This window comes from Salibacter sp. (assembly GCF_031581065.1).
Taxonomy (GTDB): domain Bacteria; phylum Bacteroidota; class Bacteroidia; order Flavobacteriales_G; family Salibacteraceae; genus Salibacter.
Window position 1 is genome coordinate 26,863 of the sequence record NZ_JAVLBN010000015.1, and the last position, 21,364, is coordinate 48,226.

Here is a 21,364-nt window from a genome sequence, read left to right on the forward strand (position 1 = left end):
AAAAATCAGTACTCAATTGAGTCGTAAATAACCTGCATTATATCTGTTCTGATATCCATTGTGATCAGCTTTTTATTAGCTGCTGAAGGATAAATTCGATTCGATAAAAACACGTAAACAATGTCTTGTTCAGGATCTGCCCAGGCCATTGTTCCCGTAAACCCGGTGTGACCAAAGCTAGCGTAGCTCACGCATTGACAAGTTGGTCCGCCATCATCATCTCTTACAGGTTTATCGAATCCAATTCCTCTCCTGTTTTCAACTTCAGGATCTTCACAATATAAACACTCAGTGTAATTCTTGATAACAGAATCAGAAAATATATTAACGCCTCCGTAGCTTCCATTGTTCAAAAAGGTTTGCATCAACTTGGCCAAATCATTGGCATTGCTGAACAAACCGGCATGTCCCCCTACACCACCTAACATTGCGGCTCCCGGATCGTGCACATCACCGTGAATAAGTTGTTGCCTAAAATAAACATCGTATTCTGTTGGTACAATTCTATCCAAATCAAAATGCTCCCGTGGCAGATAACGTGTAGTTCCCATTCCGATAGGCATGTAGATATTTTCAGTTGCAAACTCATCGAGCGATTGACCTGTCACCTTTTGAATAATCCGTTGCATGAAATAATAGCCCAAATCACTGTATAAGTAGTCTTGATTTTTGCTGAGCGGAGTTTCAACAATTCGTTTTATGATAGAATCAGGATAAGATTTTTCGATATAGAAATTCTCTGCTACGCGATGCGGATACATCTCACTTTGTACAACCGAGTAAACATCGTAACGCGGAACGCCATTTGACAGTGTAGATTTATAAAATGGAATCCAGGTTTTTAAGCCAGCATGGTGAGTCAAAATATCTTTGATCTTGAGATTTTCATAATCCGTACCATCTACAAACTCCGGAATAAAATCTCCCAGTGTATTGTTCACATTGAGCTCTCCTCTATCAGTTAGTATCATTAGAGAACTCACTGTAGCAGCTATCTTCGTAATTGATGCGAGATCGTAAATATCGGTCAGAGCCACGCGTTGAGCATTGTCTTCGTAGGTATGCTTACCCATTGCCTTGTGGTAAACGACTTTCCCTTTCCTGGCTACTAAAATTTGACAACCGGGATACGCCTGTTCATCAATGCCGTGCTGGGCGATTGAGGTAATTCTGGACAAAACCTGCGGATTCAAGCCTGCTGTTTGTGGTTCTGAATAGGTAAATCTCTTTATCTTTTTTGTGCGAGCGCCACTCCCCACAATGTAATGCTGATCAATTGTTACAGGCAGCTTACCCGAAACCGGAACTGCTCCAAAAAGTGCCTCTGCTGCATAATGCTGTGCAAACTCACTCTCTTCATAACTCACGAGAATTGCAGATAGTGAATCCAAAGCATCATAATTGCGCAACGCATAAGGATTTCCAAAGTGAACGAGAATTACTTCTTTCTCTTTTGCCAATTCTTTGATGAAGGACAGCGACTCATTCGTTATTCCAAAATTACCTGTAGGATAAAGTCGCGTGTTGTGTAGCGATGCAATTACTACATCAGCACTTTGCAACTCTTCCCGAATCAATTTTCGTTCAAATGAAGTTGGTTTTTTATTGCTGTAAACAGTTTTGATGTTTCCGTAGAGTTGTAACTCATCCTGAAAAGCAAAACGATCGTTTTCACCAAAGTAAAGATTCGCAATGTTGAGAGAGTCTAACCTTCCAAAAGGCAGAATTTTTCCATTGTTGTGAACCAGAGTTTGCGCTCTGGCGTTCAGGTCTCGATTAAGTTGAACGTGATTTGGCTGGTTGAGGCTCTGACCGATATTTTTCAAATTGATTGAATCAAACTTTGTAGCGCCTGTCCATTCTTTGGCTTTCAGTATTTTCAGAACTCGTTCATTCAAATCCTTTTCGAGCGAACCGTTGCGTTTTATTTCATTCTTTATCGCCTTGATAGCTGACGGAATTTCAGTAGGAAACAGCAATACATCATTCCCGGCTAAAAAAGCTTCAAGAGCGACATCAGCACCATCACGGCCTTCGGTAACACCATTCATGTTGAGAGCATCGGTAAATGTGAGACCATTGAAATTCATTTCTTTTTTGAGCAAATCGGTCACAACACTTTTGCTCAATGTTGTGGGAATATTTGGTTCATCAACCAAAGCCGGTACATTCAAATGAGCAACCATAATCCCTCCAACTCCATGATCGATCATCTCCTGAAACGGAAATAACTCCAGGCTTTCCAGTCGATTACGGTCAAATGGTAATTTCGGCAATTCCTTGTGGCTATCTGTCTTCGTGTCACCATGACCGGGAAAATGCTTGGCAACAGCAATAACACCTTCATCCTGTAACCCTTTTGAAAGTGCTTTCCCCATTCTAACAACTCTCAACTTATCCTCACCAAACGATCTTGAATTGATCACCGGATTATCGGGGTTGTTATTGACATCAACGACTGGGGCAAAATTCACATGTACACCAATTCGCTTGAGTTGTTGCGCCATAGCACGGCCCAGTTCAGTTGTGAGCGAATCATTATCTGCCGCTGAAACCATCATACTGCGAGGGAAGCGCATGGCAGAGTCCAAACGCATTGAAAGTCCCCATTCTGCGTCCATCCCGATGAGCAATGGAATAGTTGACTTTTTTTGATAACGATTCGTCAGTTTGGCTTGTTTGTAAGGAGTTCCCTGAAAAAAGATGAGTCCGCCAATGTTGTGTTTTTCAATAAGCTTATCAATTTCTTCAGCGTGCTGTTCATCTTTGTTGGAATAAGCGGCCACCATGAATAGCTGGCCTATCTTTTCCTCCAGCGTAAGCCCGTTGAGTACACTATCGGCCCAGGGAGATTTTGCAGTTTCAAAATCAGGGTCAACCTGTACTTTTTGCCAGTCGTGAAAAGAGACAGCAAAAAACGCAAGCACAAGTGTAATCGACAGATGTAGCTTATTCATAAATCAAATTGAAATTAACGTTGCGAATTTAGCCAATCCAATTTCACAAAAATGAACCTACAGATGAATTTCCCCAACATTCGATGTGCATAACAACGTACATAGTCACAAAATCATTTTGTATTTTTGGCCATCAGTATGCGATATACGATTTTCAAACAAAATAAACCGCGCGGCTTTGGCTTTAAACCGCGTTATTACGATGCTGAGAAAGAAGCTCTCGATGCACGCGTAGCTGAAATTGAAAAGCAGGTAGCACTGGAGAAGGAAGGCAAAAATGCCGATGCCAGTGACCTCAGGTCTAAGATTCAGTCTCAATGGGGTCACGGTCAGAGCCGTAAACGAGCCAACAAGAAGTCAAACTTCAGGATCGCGCTCATAGCCGGAGTACTTGTGCTCCTCTTCTATCTGTTCATTTTTACAGATTTCCAATTACCATTTTAACACTAAACTGAGAAAAAATCAGAATGGCGAATATCGTTCAACTGTTACCCGATAACATTGCCAATCAAATAGCCGCGGGTGAAGTTATTCAAAGACCCGCATCTGTAGTTAAAGAACTACTTGAAAATGCTGTAGATGCTGACGCAACTGAGGTTGACCTCATTGTGAAAGATGCCGGCAAAACACTCATTCGCGTAATCGATAACGGTAGCGGAATGAGTGACGAAGATGCCAGGATGGCTCTAGAACGCCATGCCACATCCAAAATTCGCAGCTCAGATGATCTTTTTTCCATCACAACAATGGGATTTCGCGGTGAAGCTCTCGCTTCAATCGCATCGATTTCACATATTGAGATCAAAACAAAAGAGCGCAATAACGACCTTGGTTCTCAGGTTTTAGTGGAGGGATCTGAAGTGAAAAAACAAGAACCCACTCAAACCAAAAACGGAACATCAATAGCTGTTAAAAACCTGTTTTACAATGTTCCTGCACGCAGAAAGTTCCTCAAGAGTGATCAGGTTGAATTGCGCCATATCATCGATGAATTTGAACGCGTTGCATTGCCAAATCCGCACATCAAGTTTACATTTCATCACAACGATAACGAATTGTTTCACCTGGATCCGGGTTCATTTAGGCAACGGGTTGTAGCTGTGTTTGGGAAAAAGTTCAGGGAACGACTGGTACCTGTTGAGCAAAAGACGAATATTTTGGACTTGCGCGGATTTGTTGGAAAACCGGAGTCTGCCCGCAAAACTCGAGGTGAGCAGTTTTTCTTTGTCAACGGACGTTTCATCAAATCACACTACTTGCATCACGCTATTAGTGAGGCAATGGAAGAGCTCATTCCAAAAGGTTATCATCCTTCCTATTTCATCGAACTTCAGGTTGAACCGGATTTTATCGATGTCAACATTCACCCGACAAAGACTGAAATAAAATTTGAAGATGAACGGGCTATTTACGCAATTGTGAGCAGCTCTGTAAGGCAGGCAATCGGGCAGTACAACATTACACCAACCATCGATTTTGAACAGGAAACCAGTTTTGATGGTCCGTCCACAAATAAGCCGGTTACACCTCCTCAAATTAAGGTGGATACGAGCTACAATCCGTTTGAAGAGAACAAACAGTTTGGCGGGAAACCCGGCTCTGACCGAAAGAAACTCAGTGGTTCTGAAGCATCAAAGGCGATGCAACGAGAGAATTACGAAAAGCTCTTTCAGGCTAATCCTGAAATGGCAAAATGGACGGCTCAACACCTCGATCAGGAGAATGAAACTCACGGTGATACGCATCAACAATCATTTGAAGTTGAAGAAAAGGAACAACACAAAATGCCGTGTATTCAACTTCACAAGAAATACATTCTCTCAACGATTAAGTCTGGTGCCGTTTTGATTCACCAGTCGAGAGCTCACGAACGCATTCTCTTTGAGCGATTTACTGATTTTTTGGCTGATAATCCGGCCAGTTCGCAGCAATCACTGTTCCCGCAACAAGTTCAGTTCTCAGCTCAGGATGCTACATTGGTTGAAGAATTGAGCGATGAATTGAAAATGTTGGGATTTGAATTATCGGGATTTGGGAAAACGACATTTGTTGTTCAGGGAATGCCTGATTATGCTGTCAACCAGGACCCTCAGGAATTATTGGAGACTGTTTTAGAGAACTACAAGAACAACTTACAGGAATTAAAGTTAGATAAGCAGGAAGCTTTTGCGCGCTCATTGGCGCAGCGAACTGCCATTAGAGGTGGTAAAGAATTATCTCGTGACGAGATGTTGGTTTTGATCGAAGAGCTTTTTGCCTGTTCAAACCCCTACACCACCCCGGGCGGCCGACCTATTATTCATACTTTTACGATTGAAGAATTTGACAAACTATTTAATTGATGAACCAACACAGAGTTGGAGGCTTTCAAATGTTGCCTCCCGTAGTTAAAAACTTACTGATCATAAACGGACTCATGTTTCTGGCCACAATGATGTTGCAATCCTCATTCGGCATCAACCTCAATGATATGCTGGGATTACACTGGGTTGGTTCTCAAAAGTTCGAGATCTATCAAGTAGTGACTTATATGTTCATGCACGGTAGTTTCTCACATATTTTCTTCAACATGTTTGCCGTGTGGATGTTTGGTAGCGCCATCGAAAACACGTGGGGATCTAAGCGATTTCTCACATATTACGTCATTACCGGGATTGGTGCAGCATTCTTGCATTATGTGATTCTATACTTCAATGATATTGGTCCGGTAATTGGCTTAATCGACCAGTTTTTGAACAATCCTTCATCAGATACACTCAGAGCCTTACTTGCCGAGCACAAGTTTGAAATCAGCAAGCAATTTCACGGAAATATGTACGATATGTTTCGCAATGCTCAGCCAAGTTTGCAAAGCGTTGCTGATGGCGTAGGTTCTGAAAGAGACCTGGAAAAGGCTTATACATTCATGAATGAATACCGTTTGCATTTCCTCAATTTGCCAAATGTGGTAGGTGCATCAGGCTCGTTGTTTGGGTTGTTACTCGCTTTTGGAATGATGTTCCCTAACGTTCGGCTATTTCTTATATTTCTTCCAATTCCAATAAAAGCCAAGTACTTTGTTATTGGATATGGTTTAATCGAATTTGTTTCAGGAATTATGAATAGCCCGGGTGATAATGTAGCTCACTTTGCTCACCTTGGCGGAATGCTATTTGGTTATATTTTGATTAAAATTTGGCAAAACCGAAACCAAAACAACTCTTTTAACGATTATTATTAGGCTCATCAAGTTTTTGATATAAATGAAAAAACTCTACATAATAGGAGGTTGTAACGGAGCAGGTAAAACAACTGCTTCATATACTATTTTACCTGATATTCTCGATTGTGAAGAGTTTATAAATGCTGATGAAATAGCGAGAGGTTTATCTCCTTTCAATCCCGATAAAGCAAAAATTGAAGCTGGCAGAATAATGTTGAAAAAGATTAAAAGCCTAATAGATGCCGGAAACAGTTTTTCTTTTGAATCCACTTTAGCCACAAAGAGCTATTTCAATATTATTAAACGAGCTAAGGATGAAGGATATGAAACAACCTGTATCTTTTTTTGGTTATCATCTACTGAGCTGGCAATTAGCCGCGTGAAACAAAGAGTTAAAGAAGGCGGACACGACATTCCGGTAAATGTTATCAAAAGATGTTACAAAAACGGAATAGCCAACTTTTTTGAATTTTATGAGAAAATAGTAGATAATTGGATTTTTATCGATAACTCAGGAAATAATCACCAGGTCATTGCTGAGAATCAAAGCGGAAAAACAGATATCTACATCGATGAAATGTGGAATAAAATAATATCATCAATATGATAAAAGAAAAAAAATCAAATAACGTCAATGACAAAATAGTCAAGGGGCTTGAACTCACTTACGAAAGACTCGTAAAATACAAGCGACAAATTAACAGTCCATTGATTATAGAAAAAAATGGTAAGATAATTGAACTCGATCCTTACGAAGCACCAGATAAGGTTAAATATAAAAGAGGATAGGGTAACACTGATTTATTCGTATGACAAATAATTTCATCGTTGAAGATTTAAAGAAAGTCCTTTACGGTCGCAATCATTTATCAAAATTGATACTGATCAACGCGGCTGTATTTTTGGTGCTCAACATCGCGTTGGCTATTGCCTCTCCGGCAACTGACGAGACTATTTTGCGAGCTATTGGTTTACCGGCCGGAATCCTGAATTCACTCATCCACATTTGGACGTATTTCACTTACATGTTTGTGCATGAAGGTTTTTTCCACTTTCTCTTCAACATGTTGTGGCTCTATTGGCTCGGCCGCATTTTAGCTGATATTTACGGTCAGAACCGTGTCCTCATTCTCTACATTTTTGGTGGCTTAGCTGGCGGATTGCTCTACGTGCTCGCTTCAGTTTTTCCTTCAATCATTCCTCAATCCAGCTTTTTGATAGGAGCATCGGGCGGAGTTTTATCTGTCATGATAGGTACTGCCACTTTACTTCCTGATTTTCAATTGAGGCTGCTTTTCTTTGGAAACGTCAAATTGAAATACCTCGCTCTCGTTGGGTTCATTTTGTCGACAATCCTGGATCTAAACGCCAATACAGGAGGAAAAATAGCACACGTTGGTGGAGCCGGTTTTGGATTGCTTTACGGAATGCAACTCAAAAACGGAAAAGAAATCACCGATCCGATAATCAACTTCTTCGAAAACATTTGGAAAGCGCTGCAACCAAAACCAAAGATGAAAGTTGTACACAAAAACCCGAAAAAGAAGTCGGCCGGGAAGCGCAAAGCTTCAGCTTCCAAAGGCTCTAACCGTTCTTCTATGACTGATGATCAGGTTCAGAAAAGAATAGACGATATACTCGATAAAATATCTCACTCGGGTTATGATAGTTTAACTTCTGAAGAAAAAGATTTCCTTTTTAAGATGAGCAAACGTTAACTTTGCGGTTATGCGTAAAGTAATTATCGCCATTTTTTTAATCGCCAGTATCGTTTTGGCTCTTGTACTTCTACTATCCCATCTATCGGCTAAAGTGGATTTACAGTTCCTTCCTGAGTTCAAGGTTTTAGGACTGCTCTACCCTTACCTGCTTTTTGCTAATCTCACTTTCATCATTCTTGCACTCTTTTTTAAGCCATTGCTGGCTATACTACCCTTGGCGGCAATTTTGGGAACACTCCCTAAGCCTCTTGAAATATATGCTTACAACAAAGATGAAGTTCGTGTAACTGGTAATTCAAATGAAATTAAGCTACTCAGTTATAATGTTCGTCTTTTCAATAAATACAGTTGGAAAGATAGCCTCAAAACTCGTGACAGTATTGTGAGTTTTTTGAGTAGGCAAAACGCTGATGTTTATCTTTTACAGGAGTTTTACCACGGTCAAAAAGGGGAAAACACTCAAAATTACCACCTCGTACCAAAACGACTCAATGCTACCAATACTTATTTTGAGTACCAGGAAACCAAAGGCGACAAGCCCAATTATTTTTTCGGGCTCTCTACATTATCGAAGTACCCAATTGTAAAATCGGGGGTTGTTGTTCCCGGATCTGACCAACAAAACTCTAAGGCTAATGCTACTTTCAGTGATATAAAAATCAGGAATAAAATTATTCGTATTTACAATGTTCATTTACGTTCACTCGGATTCAACAACCGTGATTATGAGTTCCTGAAAGATGTATCCAAAAAACCGAATAACGAAAACATTGAAGGTGGAAAGTCAATCTTGAAAAAGTTGATCCTCGCTACTGAAAGGCGAACACAAGAAGTAGATGAATTGCTCCTGCACATGAGTGAAAGTCCATTTCCTATGATCATTGCCGGAGACTTCAATGAAACGCCTTTTACGTTTAATACTCAGCAAGTGAGTGAACTCATGAAGGATGCCTTTTTAGAATCCGGAAACGGTTTTGGACTAACCTATGAAGGTTTTGGAACAATCCCCAGTATGCGAATCGACTATATCTACGGCAGTCATTCTGTCCAGTTTAAGAATTTCCGTACCCATTCTGTAAGCTTTTCAGATCACCGACCTATCAGTGCAACTTTCACGGTCAATTAAACCGATACAGCCACTTGTCACGCAAAGCTTCCGCCCGACAAAAAATGTGTTTCCTGTACCAATTCAAAAGCTATTTTTGCTTTTATGATTAAACTCGAGAATATCGAAAAATCCTACAAGACTGGTGCTAACTCGCTCAAGGTTTTGAAAGGAATTGATCTGCACATCAAAGAAGGTGAGTTGGTTTCCATTATGGGTTCTTCAGGAAGTGGGAAATCTACGCTTTTGAATATTCTCGGAATACTGGATAATTACGACACGGGCAAGTACCTGCTCGATGACATGCTCATCAAGGATCTGAACGAAACAAAAGCAGCTAAATACCGCAATCATTTTATCGGGTTTATTTTTCAATCGTTCAATCTCGTAAGTTTTAAGTCTGCTCTTGAAAATGTAGCTCTTCCACTCTATTACCAAAAAGTATCGCGCAAAAAACGAAATCAAAAGGCAATGGAATATCTCGAAAAAGTTGGATTAAAAGAATGGGCTCACCATTTGCCAAATGAACTTTCGGGCGGACAAAAACAACGTGTTGCAATAGCCAGGGCGCTCATTACGAACCCTAAAGTTATATTGGCTGATGAGCCTACAGGAGCACTCGATACAACTACATCACACAGCGTGATGGACATGCTCAAGGAAATTCACAGTCAGGGTAATACTGTTGTGATCGTAACGCACGAGAACGACATTGCTGAAATGACCGATCGTATTATTCGTTTAAAAGATGGCAGAATAGAAAAAAATGTTTGACCGCGACAGCTTCGCTGAAATAGCACAAACCATACGCACAAATAAACTGCGTACTTTTCTCACGGGATTCAGCGTGGCGTGGGGCATTTTCATGCTTATTATTTTACTCGGCTCAGGTAAAGGTTTACAAAACGGAGTAGAAAAAGATTTTAAAGATGATGCGGTTAATTCTGTATTTATTACTCCCGGAAGTACTTCCAAAGCTTACAAGGGCATGCAGCCCAATCGGAATATCGTTTTCAAGAACGAAGATTACGAGTACATCAAAAACAACATTGACGGTGTTGAGCACATTACCGGCCGGTTCATGAGATGGAGCGAACAAGTCTCCTCTGAGAAATACAGTGGCTCTTTCTCGCTTCGCTCTGTCCATCCAGATCACAAGTTCCTGGAAAACACCATTGTGGAAAGCGGCAGATACATCAACCAAAAAGACCTCGATGATGAACGAAAAGTCATCGTTATTGGCCGTAAGGTTCAGCAAGAACTCTTTCCAACCAGACCCAATCCCGTTGGTGAAAATCTTCAAATGGCAGGCACGATGTTCAAAGTGATTGGTGTCTTCACTGATGAAGGTTCATCAGGCGAGGAAAACACCGTTTACGTCCCGGTCAATGTTGCTCAAAAAATTTATAACGGTCAGAACCAACTCCAGCGCATCATCTTCTCAACTGGCGATGCTTCACTCGAAGAAGTAAACTCCATGACTGAACGCGTAACCGATTACTTTTCAAAAAAACTTCTCTTCGACCCCACAGATACACGAGCACTACGCGTGAGAAATCTTGCTGAAGAATACCAAATGATCAACAGTATCTTTACTGGCATCAACCTTTTCATTTGGGTAATTGGTATCATGACCGTTATAGCCGGAGTGATTGGTGTGAGCAACATCATGATGATTGTAGTGAAAGAACGGACAAAAGAAATTGGAATCAGAAAAGCATTAGGCGCTACACCATTTTCCATTGTGATTTTGGTTCTAATGGAATCTGTGATTATTACATCCATTGCAGGTTACATCGGCTTGATCAGCGGAGTTGCCCTTCTGGAGTATTTGTCTTCAGTCGTTCAGGCTCCTATGTTCCAAAACCCTGAAGTGAATTTTCAAGCTGCTATTTGGGCAGTGATTCTATTGGTAATAGCTGGCGGAATTGCCGGTCTGTTCCCTGCTATGAACGCAGCTAAAGTAAAACCCATTGTTGCACTAAGAGATGAGTAATGTTTGACAGAGACCAGTGGAACGAAATATACGCTACATTGTCGCGCAACAAGCTTCGCACGGCTCTCACTGCCTTTGGTGTAAGCTGGGGAATTCTCATGCTCATTATCATGTTGGGAGCCGGACAGGGACTCAAAAACGGAACTCTTCAAATGTTCTCGGGCAGAGTGGCAAACAGCGTTTTCATGTGGTCAATGTTCACGAGCAAACCTTATGCCGGCTACCAGGAAGGTCGCAGAATTCAATTTACCAATGACGATATAGAACTGCTCAGAACTCAGGTTCCTGAAATCAACCTCATCTCGCCCGGTTTGCAACTTGGCGGTTGGCGAGGAGCTAACAATGTATCGCGAGGAGATAAAATTGGAGCATTTGAGATTAACGGCTACACTCCTGAAGCTAAAGACGTAAAACTACTTCAAATCCCTAAAGGCCGCTTCCTCAACGAACGCGACATGACCGATTACCGAAAAGTTTGCGTGGTTGGTGATATTGTAGCTGAGGAGCTATTTGAAAAAGGAGAAGATCCGCTCGACAAATACATCGAGATCAATGATGTGTATTTTAAAGTAATTGGCCAGTTCAAATCATCACTCAGTGGTGATAGAGCTGAGAATGAAGACCGCAGTATCTACATCCCTTTCACTACATTTCAGCGCACTTTCAACAAAGGAAATGAAGTCGGCTGGTTTGTACTAACCGGAGATGATGGTGTTTCAGCCTCATCAGTTGAGGAAAAAGCTAAACAAGTTCTAAAAAAAGCACACTCTGTTCATCCTGGTGATGTGCGAGCAATCGGAGCCTGGAATATGGAACGCGAAATGACGCGTTTCCTCAATATGTTCTCCGGAATTCAAATTCTCTCCTGGACAGTTGGTACACTCACATTACTGGCCGGAGTAATCGGCATATCAAATATCATGCTCGTCATCGTAAAAGAGCGTACAAAGGAAATTGGCGTTCGCAGAGCAATGGGTGCAACTCCACTCAACATCATCCAGCAAATCATTTTAGAATCTATGGTTCTGACCACGATAGCCGGTATTTTAGGGTTTATTGCAGGAGTTTTCCTGCTGGAACAAACGAGCCAACTCATACAACACAAGTTTTTCGCAAACCCTGAAGTCGATTTTACAATAGCCGTTACGGCACTATTGATTTTGATCATTTCAGGAGTATTTGCCGGAATCATGCCCGCATCGCGAGCAGTTAGAATTAAACCAATTGAAGCATTAAGAACTGAATAAATATGAAGACAGCAATTCGCACCATCTTGTTACTCGCAGTTTTAGGAGGATTTGGGTACACCCTTTTTTACCTCTACAACAAAAACCAGGAGCCTGCAACAGTTTACGAAACGGTAAAGCCATCGGTCAGAACCATCAAGCAACAAACCGTGGCAGCCGGCTCAGTGACTCCACGCAACGAGATTCTCATCAAACCAGTAGTATCAGGAATCATCGATGAACTCTACGTTGAACCGGGTGACAGAGTAACCGAAAACGATCGCATTGCACGCATTAAGATCATCCCAGACATGGTGAATCTCAACAATGCACAAAACCGCGTTAAACAGGCGGAAATTCAGCTCAATAACGCCAAACAGGATTTTGATCGCAACCAGCAGCTCTACGACCAGGGCGTAATTTCAAAAGCAGATTTTCAACCAGTTGAAATCGCTTACGAAAACGCTAAACTCGAGCTACAAGCAGCAAAAGACAATCTTTCCATCATTCAAAAAGGAATTAACAGCTCTTCACAAGAAGCGTCAAATACAATTGTGCGTTCAACTATTTCGGGAATGGTATTAGACGTTCCAGTAGAACGCGGCTTCCAGGTTATTGAAGCCAACACTTTTAATGAAGGAACAACCATCGCATCAGTTGCCGATATGGGCGAAATGATCTTTGAAGGTTTTTTGGATGAAGCTGAAGTGGGAAAAGTTCAGGAAGGAATGGATATTTCGCTCACAATTGGCGCACTTCAAAATAAAACTATTGATGCCAAGCTGGAACACATTTCGCCAAAAGGCGAAGATAAAAACGGAGCTATCCAGTTTAAAATCAAGGCTGAAGTATTACAGGATGATTCAACTTTCATAAGAGCAGGATACTCTGCCAATGCATCAATTACACTTGCTGAACGCAAAGATGTTCTCTCGATAAGTGAATCGGTTGTCGAGTATAAAGAAGGCAAAGCTTACGTTTATGTTCAGCAGGATTCACAAGTATTTGAGCGTACTCCCGTAAAACTCGGATTAAGTGATGGCATCCAAACAGAGGTGATCAACGGAATTGATGAAAACGCTTTACTGCGCGGAAAAGAAAAACGGTAATCGTTGAGCAACTCAGTTCGTTCTCGTAATTTGGCCTTTTCACAATGGAAAGTCCTTTAAACATACTGAATAAGTACTGGGGTTTTGACTCGTTCAGAGCCATGCAACGCCCTATCATTAAGAGCGTACTCGATGGTAAAGATACCCTGGCGCTTCTTCCAACAGGAGGCGGTAAATCAATATGCTATCAAGTTCCGGGTATTGCGCTTGGCGGATTAACGGTTGTTATTTCTCCGCTCATCGCACTGATGCACGATCAGGTTGATGGGTTGAAGAAAAAAGGAATTTCAGCTATTGCGCTCACTTCAGAGCTCAACTATCGTCAGCTCGATATTGTCCTCGACAACGCTGTTCACGGCAAATACCAGTTCATTTTCGCCTCTCCCGAGCGACTCAAAACTGATCTTTTCACGGAGCGACTCAAAAGAATGGATGTCAAACTCCTTGCAATCGATGAAGCTCACTGTATTTCTCAATGGGGATACGACTTTAGGCCCAGCTATTTGGAAATAGCATCGATAAGGGAACTACTGCCCGATGTGCCGGTTTTGGCTCTGACCGCAACTGCCACACCTGAAGTAGCTGATGATATTCAGGAAAAACTCCATTTTGAGCAATCAAATATTATCAAAGGTGATTTTGCTCGTAAAAACCTCTCCTATTTTATCACCGAGACAGAAAAGAAAGATCCTCTCCTGTTAAAAGCGTTGCAAAAAAACCCGGGATCATCAGTCATCTATTTTAAATCGCGCAGGAAAACACGAGAATACTCCGATTGGCTCAACAGGCAGGGAATAAGCGCAAATTATTACCACGCAGGTTTGAGAAGTGATGATCGGCAAAAAATTCAGCAAGACTGGATTCAGGGAAAAACGCGAGTGATTTGTGCTACAAATGCATTTGGAATGGGAATCGACAAACCCGATGTACGCACGGTTTTTCATCTCGATTTGCCCGATAACCTTGAATCGTATTTCCAGGAAGCCGGAAGAGCCGGAAGAGATGGCGAAAAGTCTTTTGCGATAACACTCTTTCACAAAAGCGATTTTGATGAGTTACAACGCAGGTTTGAGTTGAGCTTCCCTCCCATCAGCGAAATAAAGCGTATTTACCAGGCCATGGGAAATTACTTTCAAATTGCTGAAGGTGGCGGGTTTGAAACTTCACACGAACTCGATATTCAAAAGTTTTCCCGCAATTTTGATTTACAACCGCTCGTGGTTTTTAGTGCATTGAAAATACTTCAGCGCGAAGGACTCATCAGCTATAACGAATCGGGTTTTTACACTTCCCGCTTTATGTTCCTGGTCGATAACCGAACACTTTACGACTTCAAATTGCGAACGCCCAAAATGGCTCCGCTCATCGATACAATCCTGAGATCCTATGAAGGTTACTTTGATGACTACATCTCTATTTTTGAATCACGCATTGCACAAAAGCTCAAATCAACTCGCTACGAAGTCGTAGCCGGACTCAAATACCTCAAAAAGCTGGAAATAGTCGATTACACTGAGCAGAGCGAAAGTGGCATTGTCACCTACACTCGCGAACGTATTTCCACATCCTCATTCCGATTACAGCCAGAGACATACAGTGATCTGAAAGAAAGGGCTCAAAAACGCCTCAAATCGATGGAAAACTTCGTGAGCAATAAAGAAACCTGCAGGTCTGTAATGTTGCTGAATTATTTCGGTCAGAACCGAACCGAAGAATGCGGAATTTGTGACTACTGCATCAAAAAGAAAAAAGGGAGCATCGCTTATGCTAATTTGAATGAATACGTGAGACTTCACAAAACTTTCACGCTCGAAGAAGCGGAGCAGGCTTATCCAAACATCGGGAAGGATTCGCTGCTGGAAAACCTCAGACTATTGATCGATGAACAAACGATTGAAGAGGTTGAAACAAACAGTTTTAGATTGAAGAAAAAATAAGAAAAGCTCTGCATAGTTGCAGAGCTTTTGAATTCCCACAGGGTAATTAATGTTTAACTAATGAGAAGTAAAATTCTCACAGTCACAAACTTAATCCATCATTTTATTCTTTTCGATTAATTAGCTTTAACTATAACAACAAACTATACAACCTGTCAATCAACACTTTCATATTTTGTGAAAATAAAGTCATACAATTATTTAGAGTTGGTTTTTGACACTTGAGTAATTGTTATACTTTAGAGTTTAAACACAAAAAAGAATGGCAGGAGTACGAGTCGATAAGTTTCTGTGGAGTACGCGCATTTTCAAAACACGATCAATTGCCACAAAAGCCTGTAAAAACAACAAGGTGAAGATGGATGGCGAAGTGGTAAAACCCGCTAAAGAAATCACAGTAGGTGATGAAGTCGATGTAAAAAAGCGCGGAGTTTGGTTCCGCTACCGCGTGCTTGAGTTGCTGAAAAAGCGTGTTGGCGCTAAGCTCGTCCCTGATTACATCGAAGATATTACTCCGCCTGAGGAAAAAGAGAAATTACAGGTTATTCAAACTCGTGTTCAATTTGATCGTGAAAAGGGTACCGGTAGGCCAACTAAAAAAGAACGCAGAGAACTCGATGATTTCCTATCTTACTGGGACGGGTGGGAAGATGATTAGCTCAAAAATACCACCTTTGTGCAAAACAATCGACTATGAGCAAATCGCTACGCATCGTTTTCCTGGGGACACCTGATTTTGCAGTTGAATCATTAGAAGCGCTTTATCGGTCAGATCACGAAGTTGTGGGAGTCGTCACGATGCCCGATAAACCCGCAGGTCGCGGACACAAGCTCAAAGCATCCCCTGTAAAGCAGTTTGCTTTGGATAACGACATTCCAGTTCTACAACCAAAAAACCTGAAAGACGAAGACTTTATAAAGGATCTGAAAGATCTCAAAGCAGATTTGCAGGTTGTTGTTGCCTTTAGAATGTTACCGGAAGTAGTTTGGAATATGCCACCGATGGGGACCATCAATGTTCACGCTTCACTCCTTCCGCAATATCGTGGTGCAGCGCCAATTAACTGGGCCGTTATGAATGGCGAGAAATACAGCGGTGTCACAACATTCTTGCTCAAACATGAGATTGACACCGGAAATATCCTGCTACAAAAGGAGGTTGCAATCACACCTGAGGATAATGCCGGTTCTCTTCACGATAAACTGATGAAAGCCGGAGCTAAGCTACTCATTGAAACGGTTGACCGCTATAATGAAAACAATCTGGAACCTACTCCTCAAAGCGAGGTTAAAATAGAAGGTGAACCCAGGAAGGCTCCCAAAATATTCAAATCCTACTGCCGAATCGACTGGAGTCAAGATGGTGAAACAATTCACAACAAAATACGCGGATTGAGCCCCTATCCTACTGCATGGACAAAAATATCAGGTGTAAGCGATAAAGAGAAAACATTAAAGCTTTACTGGTCAGAGCCGGCTAATGACTACGAAAAGCTCGCCCCCGGTAGGGTTCTGACCGAAAACGATCAATTCATCGTTGGAACCGGATCCATACCTATTCTATTAAAGGAACTTCAAATAGAAGGAAAAAAACGCATGAAAGCGAATGATTTCCTACGAGGCTTACACGATAAAGAAAACCTTAAACTCAATTGATATGAAACAATTATTCATCAGTGTTCTATTAATCTCTATTGTCAAGATCGGTTTTGGTCAATTCTGGAAAAGTGCGGCTGACATAGTTCCAAATGAAGAATACGATAACGTACATGTTCAAAAGATGCATACAAGTGAAGAAGTAAGCTCATTCGTTATTTGGGTAAAGAATGAAGTTAAACCTCATCTCCACGGCAATCATGTAGAGCATGTTTATCTGATAGAAGGATACGGAACCATGCTGCTGGGTGATGAACTTAAAGAAGTAAGAGCAGGAGATATAATAGCCATTCCGCCCAATGTAGTTCACGCTGTCAAAACACTATCCAAAATTCCACTCAAAGTAATCAGCATACAGTCACCTGAATTTTTCAATAAGGACCGGAATTTCGTTGAATTGGAAAATTGGCCGCCAAAATGAGCTAAAACCCGCAATGAGGTTGAATTTAAGCCCAGTTATTAACAAACCACACGATTTATTAACAAAAAAGCCTGTTTTTCGTCTAAACCCTTGTCTAGCTTGGCTATTCCCATAAATTTGATAGCGATTTGAAATTAATTTATTGTTTAATCCTAATTTTAATTCAAAATGAACAAAGCAGATTTAATCGACTCGATTTCAGATGGTGCTGGAATCACAAAAGCAGATGCTAAAAAAGCGCTTGACGCTTTTATCGACACAACTACTAAAACCCTAAAAAAAGGTGATCGCCTTTCGCTAGTAGGTTTTGGTTCTTTCTCAATCTCTAAAAGAAGTGCGAGAACAGGACGTAACCCACAAACGGGTAAAGAAATTCAAATTCCTGCAAAAAATGTTGTGAAGTTCAAAGCTGGTGCTGAATTATCAGATTCAGTGAACTAAGGACTTTTTTATATCATGCTGGTAAAGCCTCTCGAATTTCGAGGGGCTTTCTTTTTTGGTAGAAACTTAACTAGAAATTGATCAACAAAAAAGCCCTCACTAAAAATTAATGAGGGCTAAAGAGTTCAATTATTATGAACTCACTACTTAATATATCGAAAATCCTGATTGTTTTTGATCGACTTAACTGCGTGATAAATCAGGTCAATTACCTGTTCCACATCTTTTTTATGAACCATTTCTACAGTTGTGTGCATATAGCGCAATGGAAGTGAAATCAATGCAGCTACTACTCCTCCATTTCCATAAGCAAAAGCATCAGTATCGGTTCCGGTAAAACGAGATGCTGCCAATCTCTGGAAAGGAATTTTGTTCTTGTTTGCCGTATCAATGATCAACTTGAGCAAATTGTTTTGAACCGCAGGCGCATAACTGAGCACCGGACCTTTTCCAGCTGAAAGATCACCTTCAGTTTTCTTGTTGATTAGCGGTGTTTGCGTATCGTGACAAACATCAGTTACAATCGCTACATCAGGTTTAATACGCTCAACGAGCATTTCAGCTCCACGAGTTCCTATCTCTTCCTGCACTGCATTTGCAACATAAAGCCCAAAAGGCAGCTCATCTCCGTTCTCTTTTAACCTACGAGCGACTTCAGCAATCATGAATCCGCCAACTCGGTTGTCCAGTGCTCTACCAACGTAATAACGATCGTTGAGCTCCATAAACTCATCTTCAAACGTCACTACGCTGCCAACATGAATACCGAGCTTTTCTACTTCTTCTTTTGAGGTACAACCGCAATCGATAAAGATATTATCAACTTTAGGATACTGCTCCTTGCTCTTGCGTGTGTGAATTGCCGGCCAGCCAAACACACCTTTTACAACTCCTTTTTCGCCCTGGATATTCACGCGTTTAGATGGCGCAATCATGTGGTCAGATCCGCCATTTCTACGAACATAAAGAAAACCATCATCAGAGATATAGTGAATAAACCAACTGATTTCATCAGCATGTGCTTCAATAACAACTTTGTATTCAGCTTCAGGGTTAATAACTCCAACTGCCGATCCAAAATTGTCAGTAAAATACTCATCAACATGCGGCTTGAGATAATCGAGCCACATTTCTTGTCCGGGCGATTCAAATCCTGTTGGTGAAGCAGTATTCACATACTTTTCAAGAAATTCAAGTGCTTTTTTGTCCATTGATTATCAAAGTTTTTAAAGATTCATTAATTCTATTTCGTACTCTCCTTTGTTGGTTGTCATTTTCACTTTATTATCACATGATCCATCTCCCCAGTTGAGTGTGCGAGAGGGTTTTCCTTTTGTAGTTAGCGTGATAACACCTCTGGAAAAATAAACACATTCGTTTCGTTTTTCCAATTCTTTATCGATCAAAACCATGGTTGAATCAAAGTCTGCACCAAATATCTCACCTCCTCCGGTTAAGCCGAATTCATCGTTTTCGTAAGCAGCCTCACCATCATAAAAGATATTGTCATGATAGCCGCTTTTAAACTCGCGGTCAAACTCACCTGAGAATGTAACACCATATCCTACAATTCCCATGTATTTGAGATCTTTAACCCGGGTTTTAAAAATCATTGTTTCATCTTGAGTGTAGCCAGCATGTTGAATATCCATCGATCCGCTCAATACGTAGTCGTCAACTCTGAGGTCTTCGGCTCTGACCGTGAAAAATGCTCCCTGTTCAAGTGTGTTTCCTCTCACCTCTACAACGAGTTGACCATCGAGATTGATTGATCCTTCCAGCGTGCAAGAATGAAACTGGATTTCAATTTCTGTTTGGCCATTTCCCTTTTGGGTAAGGTTTGTGTCAGAACATGCAGCAATGTATTTACCCTCGTGCTCAATTTTTGATGAATCAACCACCAGCGATGTGGCAGCTTCAAATGCAATATCATTCAACAATTCAGCAAATTGAAGGCTCAGCACAATATTTGTTCCCACCCTTTTGGGGTTCGTTTCAGTTTGCGGAATATCGGGTTGTTCTGTCTCGCAGGAAAGCAAAAACAACAACATGTACAAACTCGTTATGTAACCGGTATATTTCATGCCATCAATCTTGCAAAGTACTGCATTTTTCATCCACTTGTAAAGAATTATGCAAATTAAAGATAGTTTTGCCCAAAATGTTTAATAATGAACTTTTCAGATAGTCAACTCGTATTTGCCGTTGCGGTGTTCGTAATTTTTATTATCTTCATCGGCCTGGCATATAGAAAAGATTTTAAACGAACACCTGCATATTTTAAAGGAACATGGAAACTTTTACTCGTAATAGTCATCATTTTTGGAATATTTTATTTAACCGTAAAGCTATTTGGATAGCCTTTTTCGTTTTTGCTTTTACAGGGTGTAATAATTCGATTGAGGAAGAACAGGAAGCTAAAACTCAGGAAGAACAGAATAATGTTCTAAAGGATATTCTGGAAAAGGATAAACTCATCGCCCTAACTGATAATAGTGCTACAAGCTACTTTATTTACAGAGGTCAGCCAATGGGATACGAGTACGAATTACTCGATCTCTTTGCAAAATATCTAGATGTAGATCTAGAAATAAAAGTGGTCGATGATATCGATGCCTTGCTCGACAGTTTGGATGCCGGAAAAGGTCACATTGCAGCAGCAAACTTAACGGTGACATCATCGCGTAAAAACCGTTTTTTATTTTCAGAACCTCACCTAAGAACCAAACAGGTTCTGATCCAGAGAATGCCAGAAGATTTTCGCAGACTCACGCGCAACCAGGTTGAGAGAGAACTCATTCGCGACCCCGTTGAATTAGCCAATGAAACGGTTTACGTAAGAACCGGAACTTCCTTTTATGAGAGATTAATAAATTTAAGTGATGAAATTGGTGATACCATTCACGTGGGTAAGCTTGCAGGTGTTGTTGAAGCCGATAGTATCCTGGCAATGGTGAGTAGCGGACAAATAAAATACTCTATTGAGGATGAAAATGTAGCTCGTTTCTTTCAACCATTTTACCCAAATGTGGATATTGAAACGCCCGTTTCTTTTAGTCAGAATATCGCATGGGCTTTACCTCAAAATGGAAACAAACTCCTAGACACCGTAAATAAGTGGATCACTGCTGAGCAAAGCACCAGTGATTACGCCTACATCTACAACAAGTATTTTAAATGGAGTAAAAAAAGCAGACAGGCTGAGAGTTCGTATAGTTTAAAAGGTGGTGGTATGATTTCTCCTTACGACAATGTGATTAAACAATATGCGAATAAGATCAACTGGCACTGGCCACTACTCGCTTCAGTCGTGAAGCAGGAAAGTAACTTTAATCCTAATGTTAAATCGTGGGCCGGGGCTGTTGGACTGATGCAGGTATTACCCGCAACTGCCATTCAGTACGGTGTTGACTCGCATCAACTGGCCATGCCCGAACCCAATATTTTTGCCGGAACTCAATACATGGATTGGATTGAAAATTACTGGAAACGTGAACTCGATGATACAACCGATGTCATCAAATTTACGCTTGCCTCTTATAACGTTGGTTTAGGACACGTAATAGACGCTCGCAGACTGGCGGTGAAATACG

At 41.1% G+C, this 21,364-nt stretch carries 20 protein-coding genes; 17 read left to right on the top strand and 3 right to left on the bottom strand.

Annotated elements, in window-relative coordinates:
* Positions 1 to 5: 5 nt before the first annotated feature.
* A complete protein-coding gene (locus RI557_RS05610) occupies positions 6 to 2,957 on the bottom strand; it encodes a glycoside hydrolase family 3 N-terminal domain-containing protein (RefSeq protein ID WP_310682653.1) in 2,952 nt (983 codons plus the stop codon).
* Positions 2,958 to 3,095: 138 nt separating this feature from the next.
* On the opposite strand from RI557_RS05610, the gene RI557_RS05615 reads away from it, so the two are divergent.
* The 16 genes from RI557_RS05615 (at position 3,096) to RI557_RS05690 (ending at position 17,771) form a co-directional block, all read left to right on the top strand.
* Complete coding sequence (locus RI557_RS05615; RefSeq protein ID WP_310667849.1) at positions 3,096 to 3,401, top strand: hypothetical protein; 306 nt, start codon at positions 3,096 to 3,098, stop codon at positions 3,399 to 3,401.
* 23 nt (positions 3,402 to 3,424) lie between these two features.
* A complete protein-coding gene (gene mutL / locus RI557_RS05620; RefSeq protein ID WP_310667850.1) occupies positions 3,425 to 5,299 on the top strand; it encodes a DNA mismatch repair endonuclease MutL in 1,875 nt (624 codons plus the stop codon).
* Positions 5,299 to 6,177 (top strand): rhomboid family intramembrane serine protease, encoded by an 879-nt coding sequence (locus RI557_RS05625; RefSeq protein ID WP_310682655.1) that lies wholly within the window; start codon positions 5,299 to 5,301, stop codon positions 6,175 to 6,177. The genes mutL and RI557_RS05625 overlap by 1 nt, the downstream gene beginning before the upstream one ends.
* Positions 6,178 to 6,199: 22 nt before the next feature.
* Entirely contained in the window at positions 6,200 to 6,766 is a 567-nt protein-coding gene (locus RI557_RS05630) for a zeta toxin family protein (RefSeq protein ID WP_310667852.1), read from the top strand.
* The gene (locus RI557_RS05635) at positions 6,763 to 6,948 is read left to right on the top strand and encodes a hypothetical protein (protein ID WP_310667853.1); all 186 of its coding nucleotides are present in this window, start codon (positions 6,763 to 6,765) and stop codon (positions 6,946 to 6,948) included. The genes RI557_RS05630 and RI557_RS05635 overlap by 4 nt, the downstream gene beginning before the upstream one ends.
* A 20-nt stretch (positions 6,949 to 6,968) precedes the next feature.
* On the top strand, positions 6,969 to 7,877 hold the full coding sequence (locus tag RI557_RS05640) for a rhomboid family intramembrane serine protease (protein ID WP_310667854.1): 909 nt from the start codon (positions 6,969 to 6,971) through the stop codon (positions 7,875 to 7,877).
* Positions 7,878 to 7,887: 10 nt separating this feature from the next.
* Positions 7,888 to 9,006, top strand: coding sequence for an endonuclease/exonuclease/phosphatase family protein (locus RI557_RS05645; protein WP_310667855.1), 1,119 nt, complete (start codon positions 7,888 to 7,890; stop codon positions 9,004 to 9,006).
* Between the two features lie 84 nt (positions 9,007 to 9,090).
* The gene (locus RI557_RS05650; protein WP_310667856.1) at positions 9,091 to 9,759 is read left to right on the top strand and encodes an ABC transporter ATP-binding protein; all 669 of its coding nucleotides are present in this window, start codon (positions 9,091 to 9,093) and stop codon (positions 9,757 to 9,759) included.
* Entirely contained in the window at positions 9,752 to 10,981 is a 1,230-nt protein-coding gene (locus RI557_RS05655) for an ABC transporter permease (protein WP_310667857.1), read from the top strand. The genes RI557_RS05650 and RI557_RS05655 overlap by 8 nt, the downstream gene beginning before the upstream one ends.
* Entirely contained in the window at positions 10,981 to 12,228 is a 1,248-nt protein-coding gene (locus RI557_RS05660) for an ABC transporter permease (protein ID WP_310667858.1), read from the top strand. Before RI557_RS05655 ends, RI557_RS05660 begins: the two co-directional genes overlap by 1 nt.
* Before the next feature lie 2 nt (positions 12,229 to 12,230).
* Positions 12,231 to 13,316, top strand: a complete 1,086-nt coding sequence (locus RI557_RS05665) for an efflux RND transporter periplasmic adaptor subunit (RefSeq protein ID WP_310667859.1) — start codon at positions 12,231 to 12,233, stop codon at positions 13,314 to 13,316.
* 44 nt (positions 13,317 to 13,360) lie between these two features.
* On the top strand, positions 13,361 to 15,253 hold the full coding sequence (locus RI557_RS05670; RefSeq protein WP_310667860.1) for an ATP-dependent DNA helicase RecQ: 1,893 nt from the start codon (positions 13,361 to 13,363) through the stop codon (positions 15,251 to 15,253).
* Positions 15,254 to 15,515: 262 nt separating this feature from the next.
* Complete coding sequence (locus tag RI557_RS05675) at positions 15,516 to 15,911, top strand: S4 domain-containing protein (RefSeq protein ID WP_310682657.1); 396 nt, start codon at positions 15,516 to 15,518, stop codon at positions 15,909 to 15,911.
* A gap of 35 nt (positions 15,912 to 15,946) precedes the next feature.
* Positions 15,947 to 16,909 (top strand): methionyl-tRNA formyltransferase, encoded by a 963-nt coding sequence (fmt, locus tag RI557_RS05680; RefSeq protein WP_310682659.1) that lies wholly within the window; start codon positions 15,947 to 15,949, stop codon positions 16,907 to 16,909.
* Between the two features lies 1 nt (position 16,910).
* The gene (locus RI557_RS05685) at positions 16,911 to 17,330 is read left to right on the top strand and encodes a cupin domain-containing protein (protein ID WP_310682661.1); all 420 of its coding nucleotides are present in this window, start codon (positions 16,911 to 16,913) and stop codon (positions 17,328 to 17,330) included.
* A gap of 168 nt (positions 17,331 to 17,498) precedes the next feature.
* Positions 17,499 to 17,771 (top strand): HU family DNA-binding protein, encoded by a 273-nt coding sequence (locus RI557_RS05690; protein WP_310682663.1) that lies wholly within the window; start codon positions 17,499 to 17,501, stop codon positions 17,769 to 17,771.
* A 143-nt stretch (positions 17,772 to 17,914) separates the two neighbouring features.
* Here the strand turns inward: RI557_RS05690 and RI557_RS05695 are convergent, their stop codons facing one another.
* On the bottom strand, positions 17,915 to 18,982 hold the full coding sequence (locus tag RI557_RS05695) for a M42 family metallopeptidase (RefSeq protein WP_310667596.1): 1,068 nt from the start codon (positions 18,980 to 18,982) through the stop codon (positions 17,915 to 17,917).
* 15 nt (positions 18,983 to 18,997) lie between these two features.
* The gene (locus RI557_RS05700; RefSeq protein ID WP_310667595.1) at positions 18,998 to 19,888 is read right to left on the bottom strand and encodes a hypothetical protein; all 891 of its coding nucleotides are present in this window, start codon (positions 19,886 to 19,888) and stop codon (positions 18,998 to 19,000) included.
* Between the two features lie 173 nt (positions 19,889 to 20,061).
* Between RI557_RS05700 and RI557_RS05705 the strand changes: the two genes are divergently transcribed.
* Positions 20,062 to 21,364 (top strand): transglycosylase SLT domain-containing protein (locus RI557_RS05705; RefSeq protein ID WP_310682665.1); only part of this gene is annotated, 1,303 nt, incomplete at its 3' end.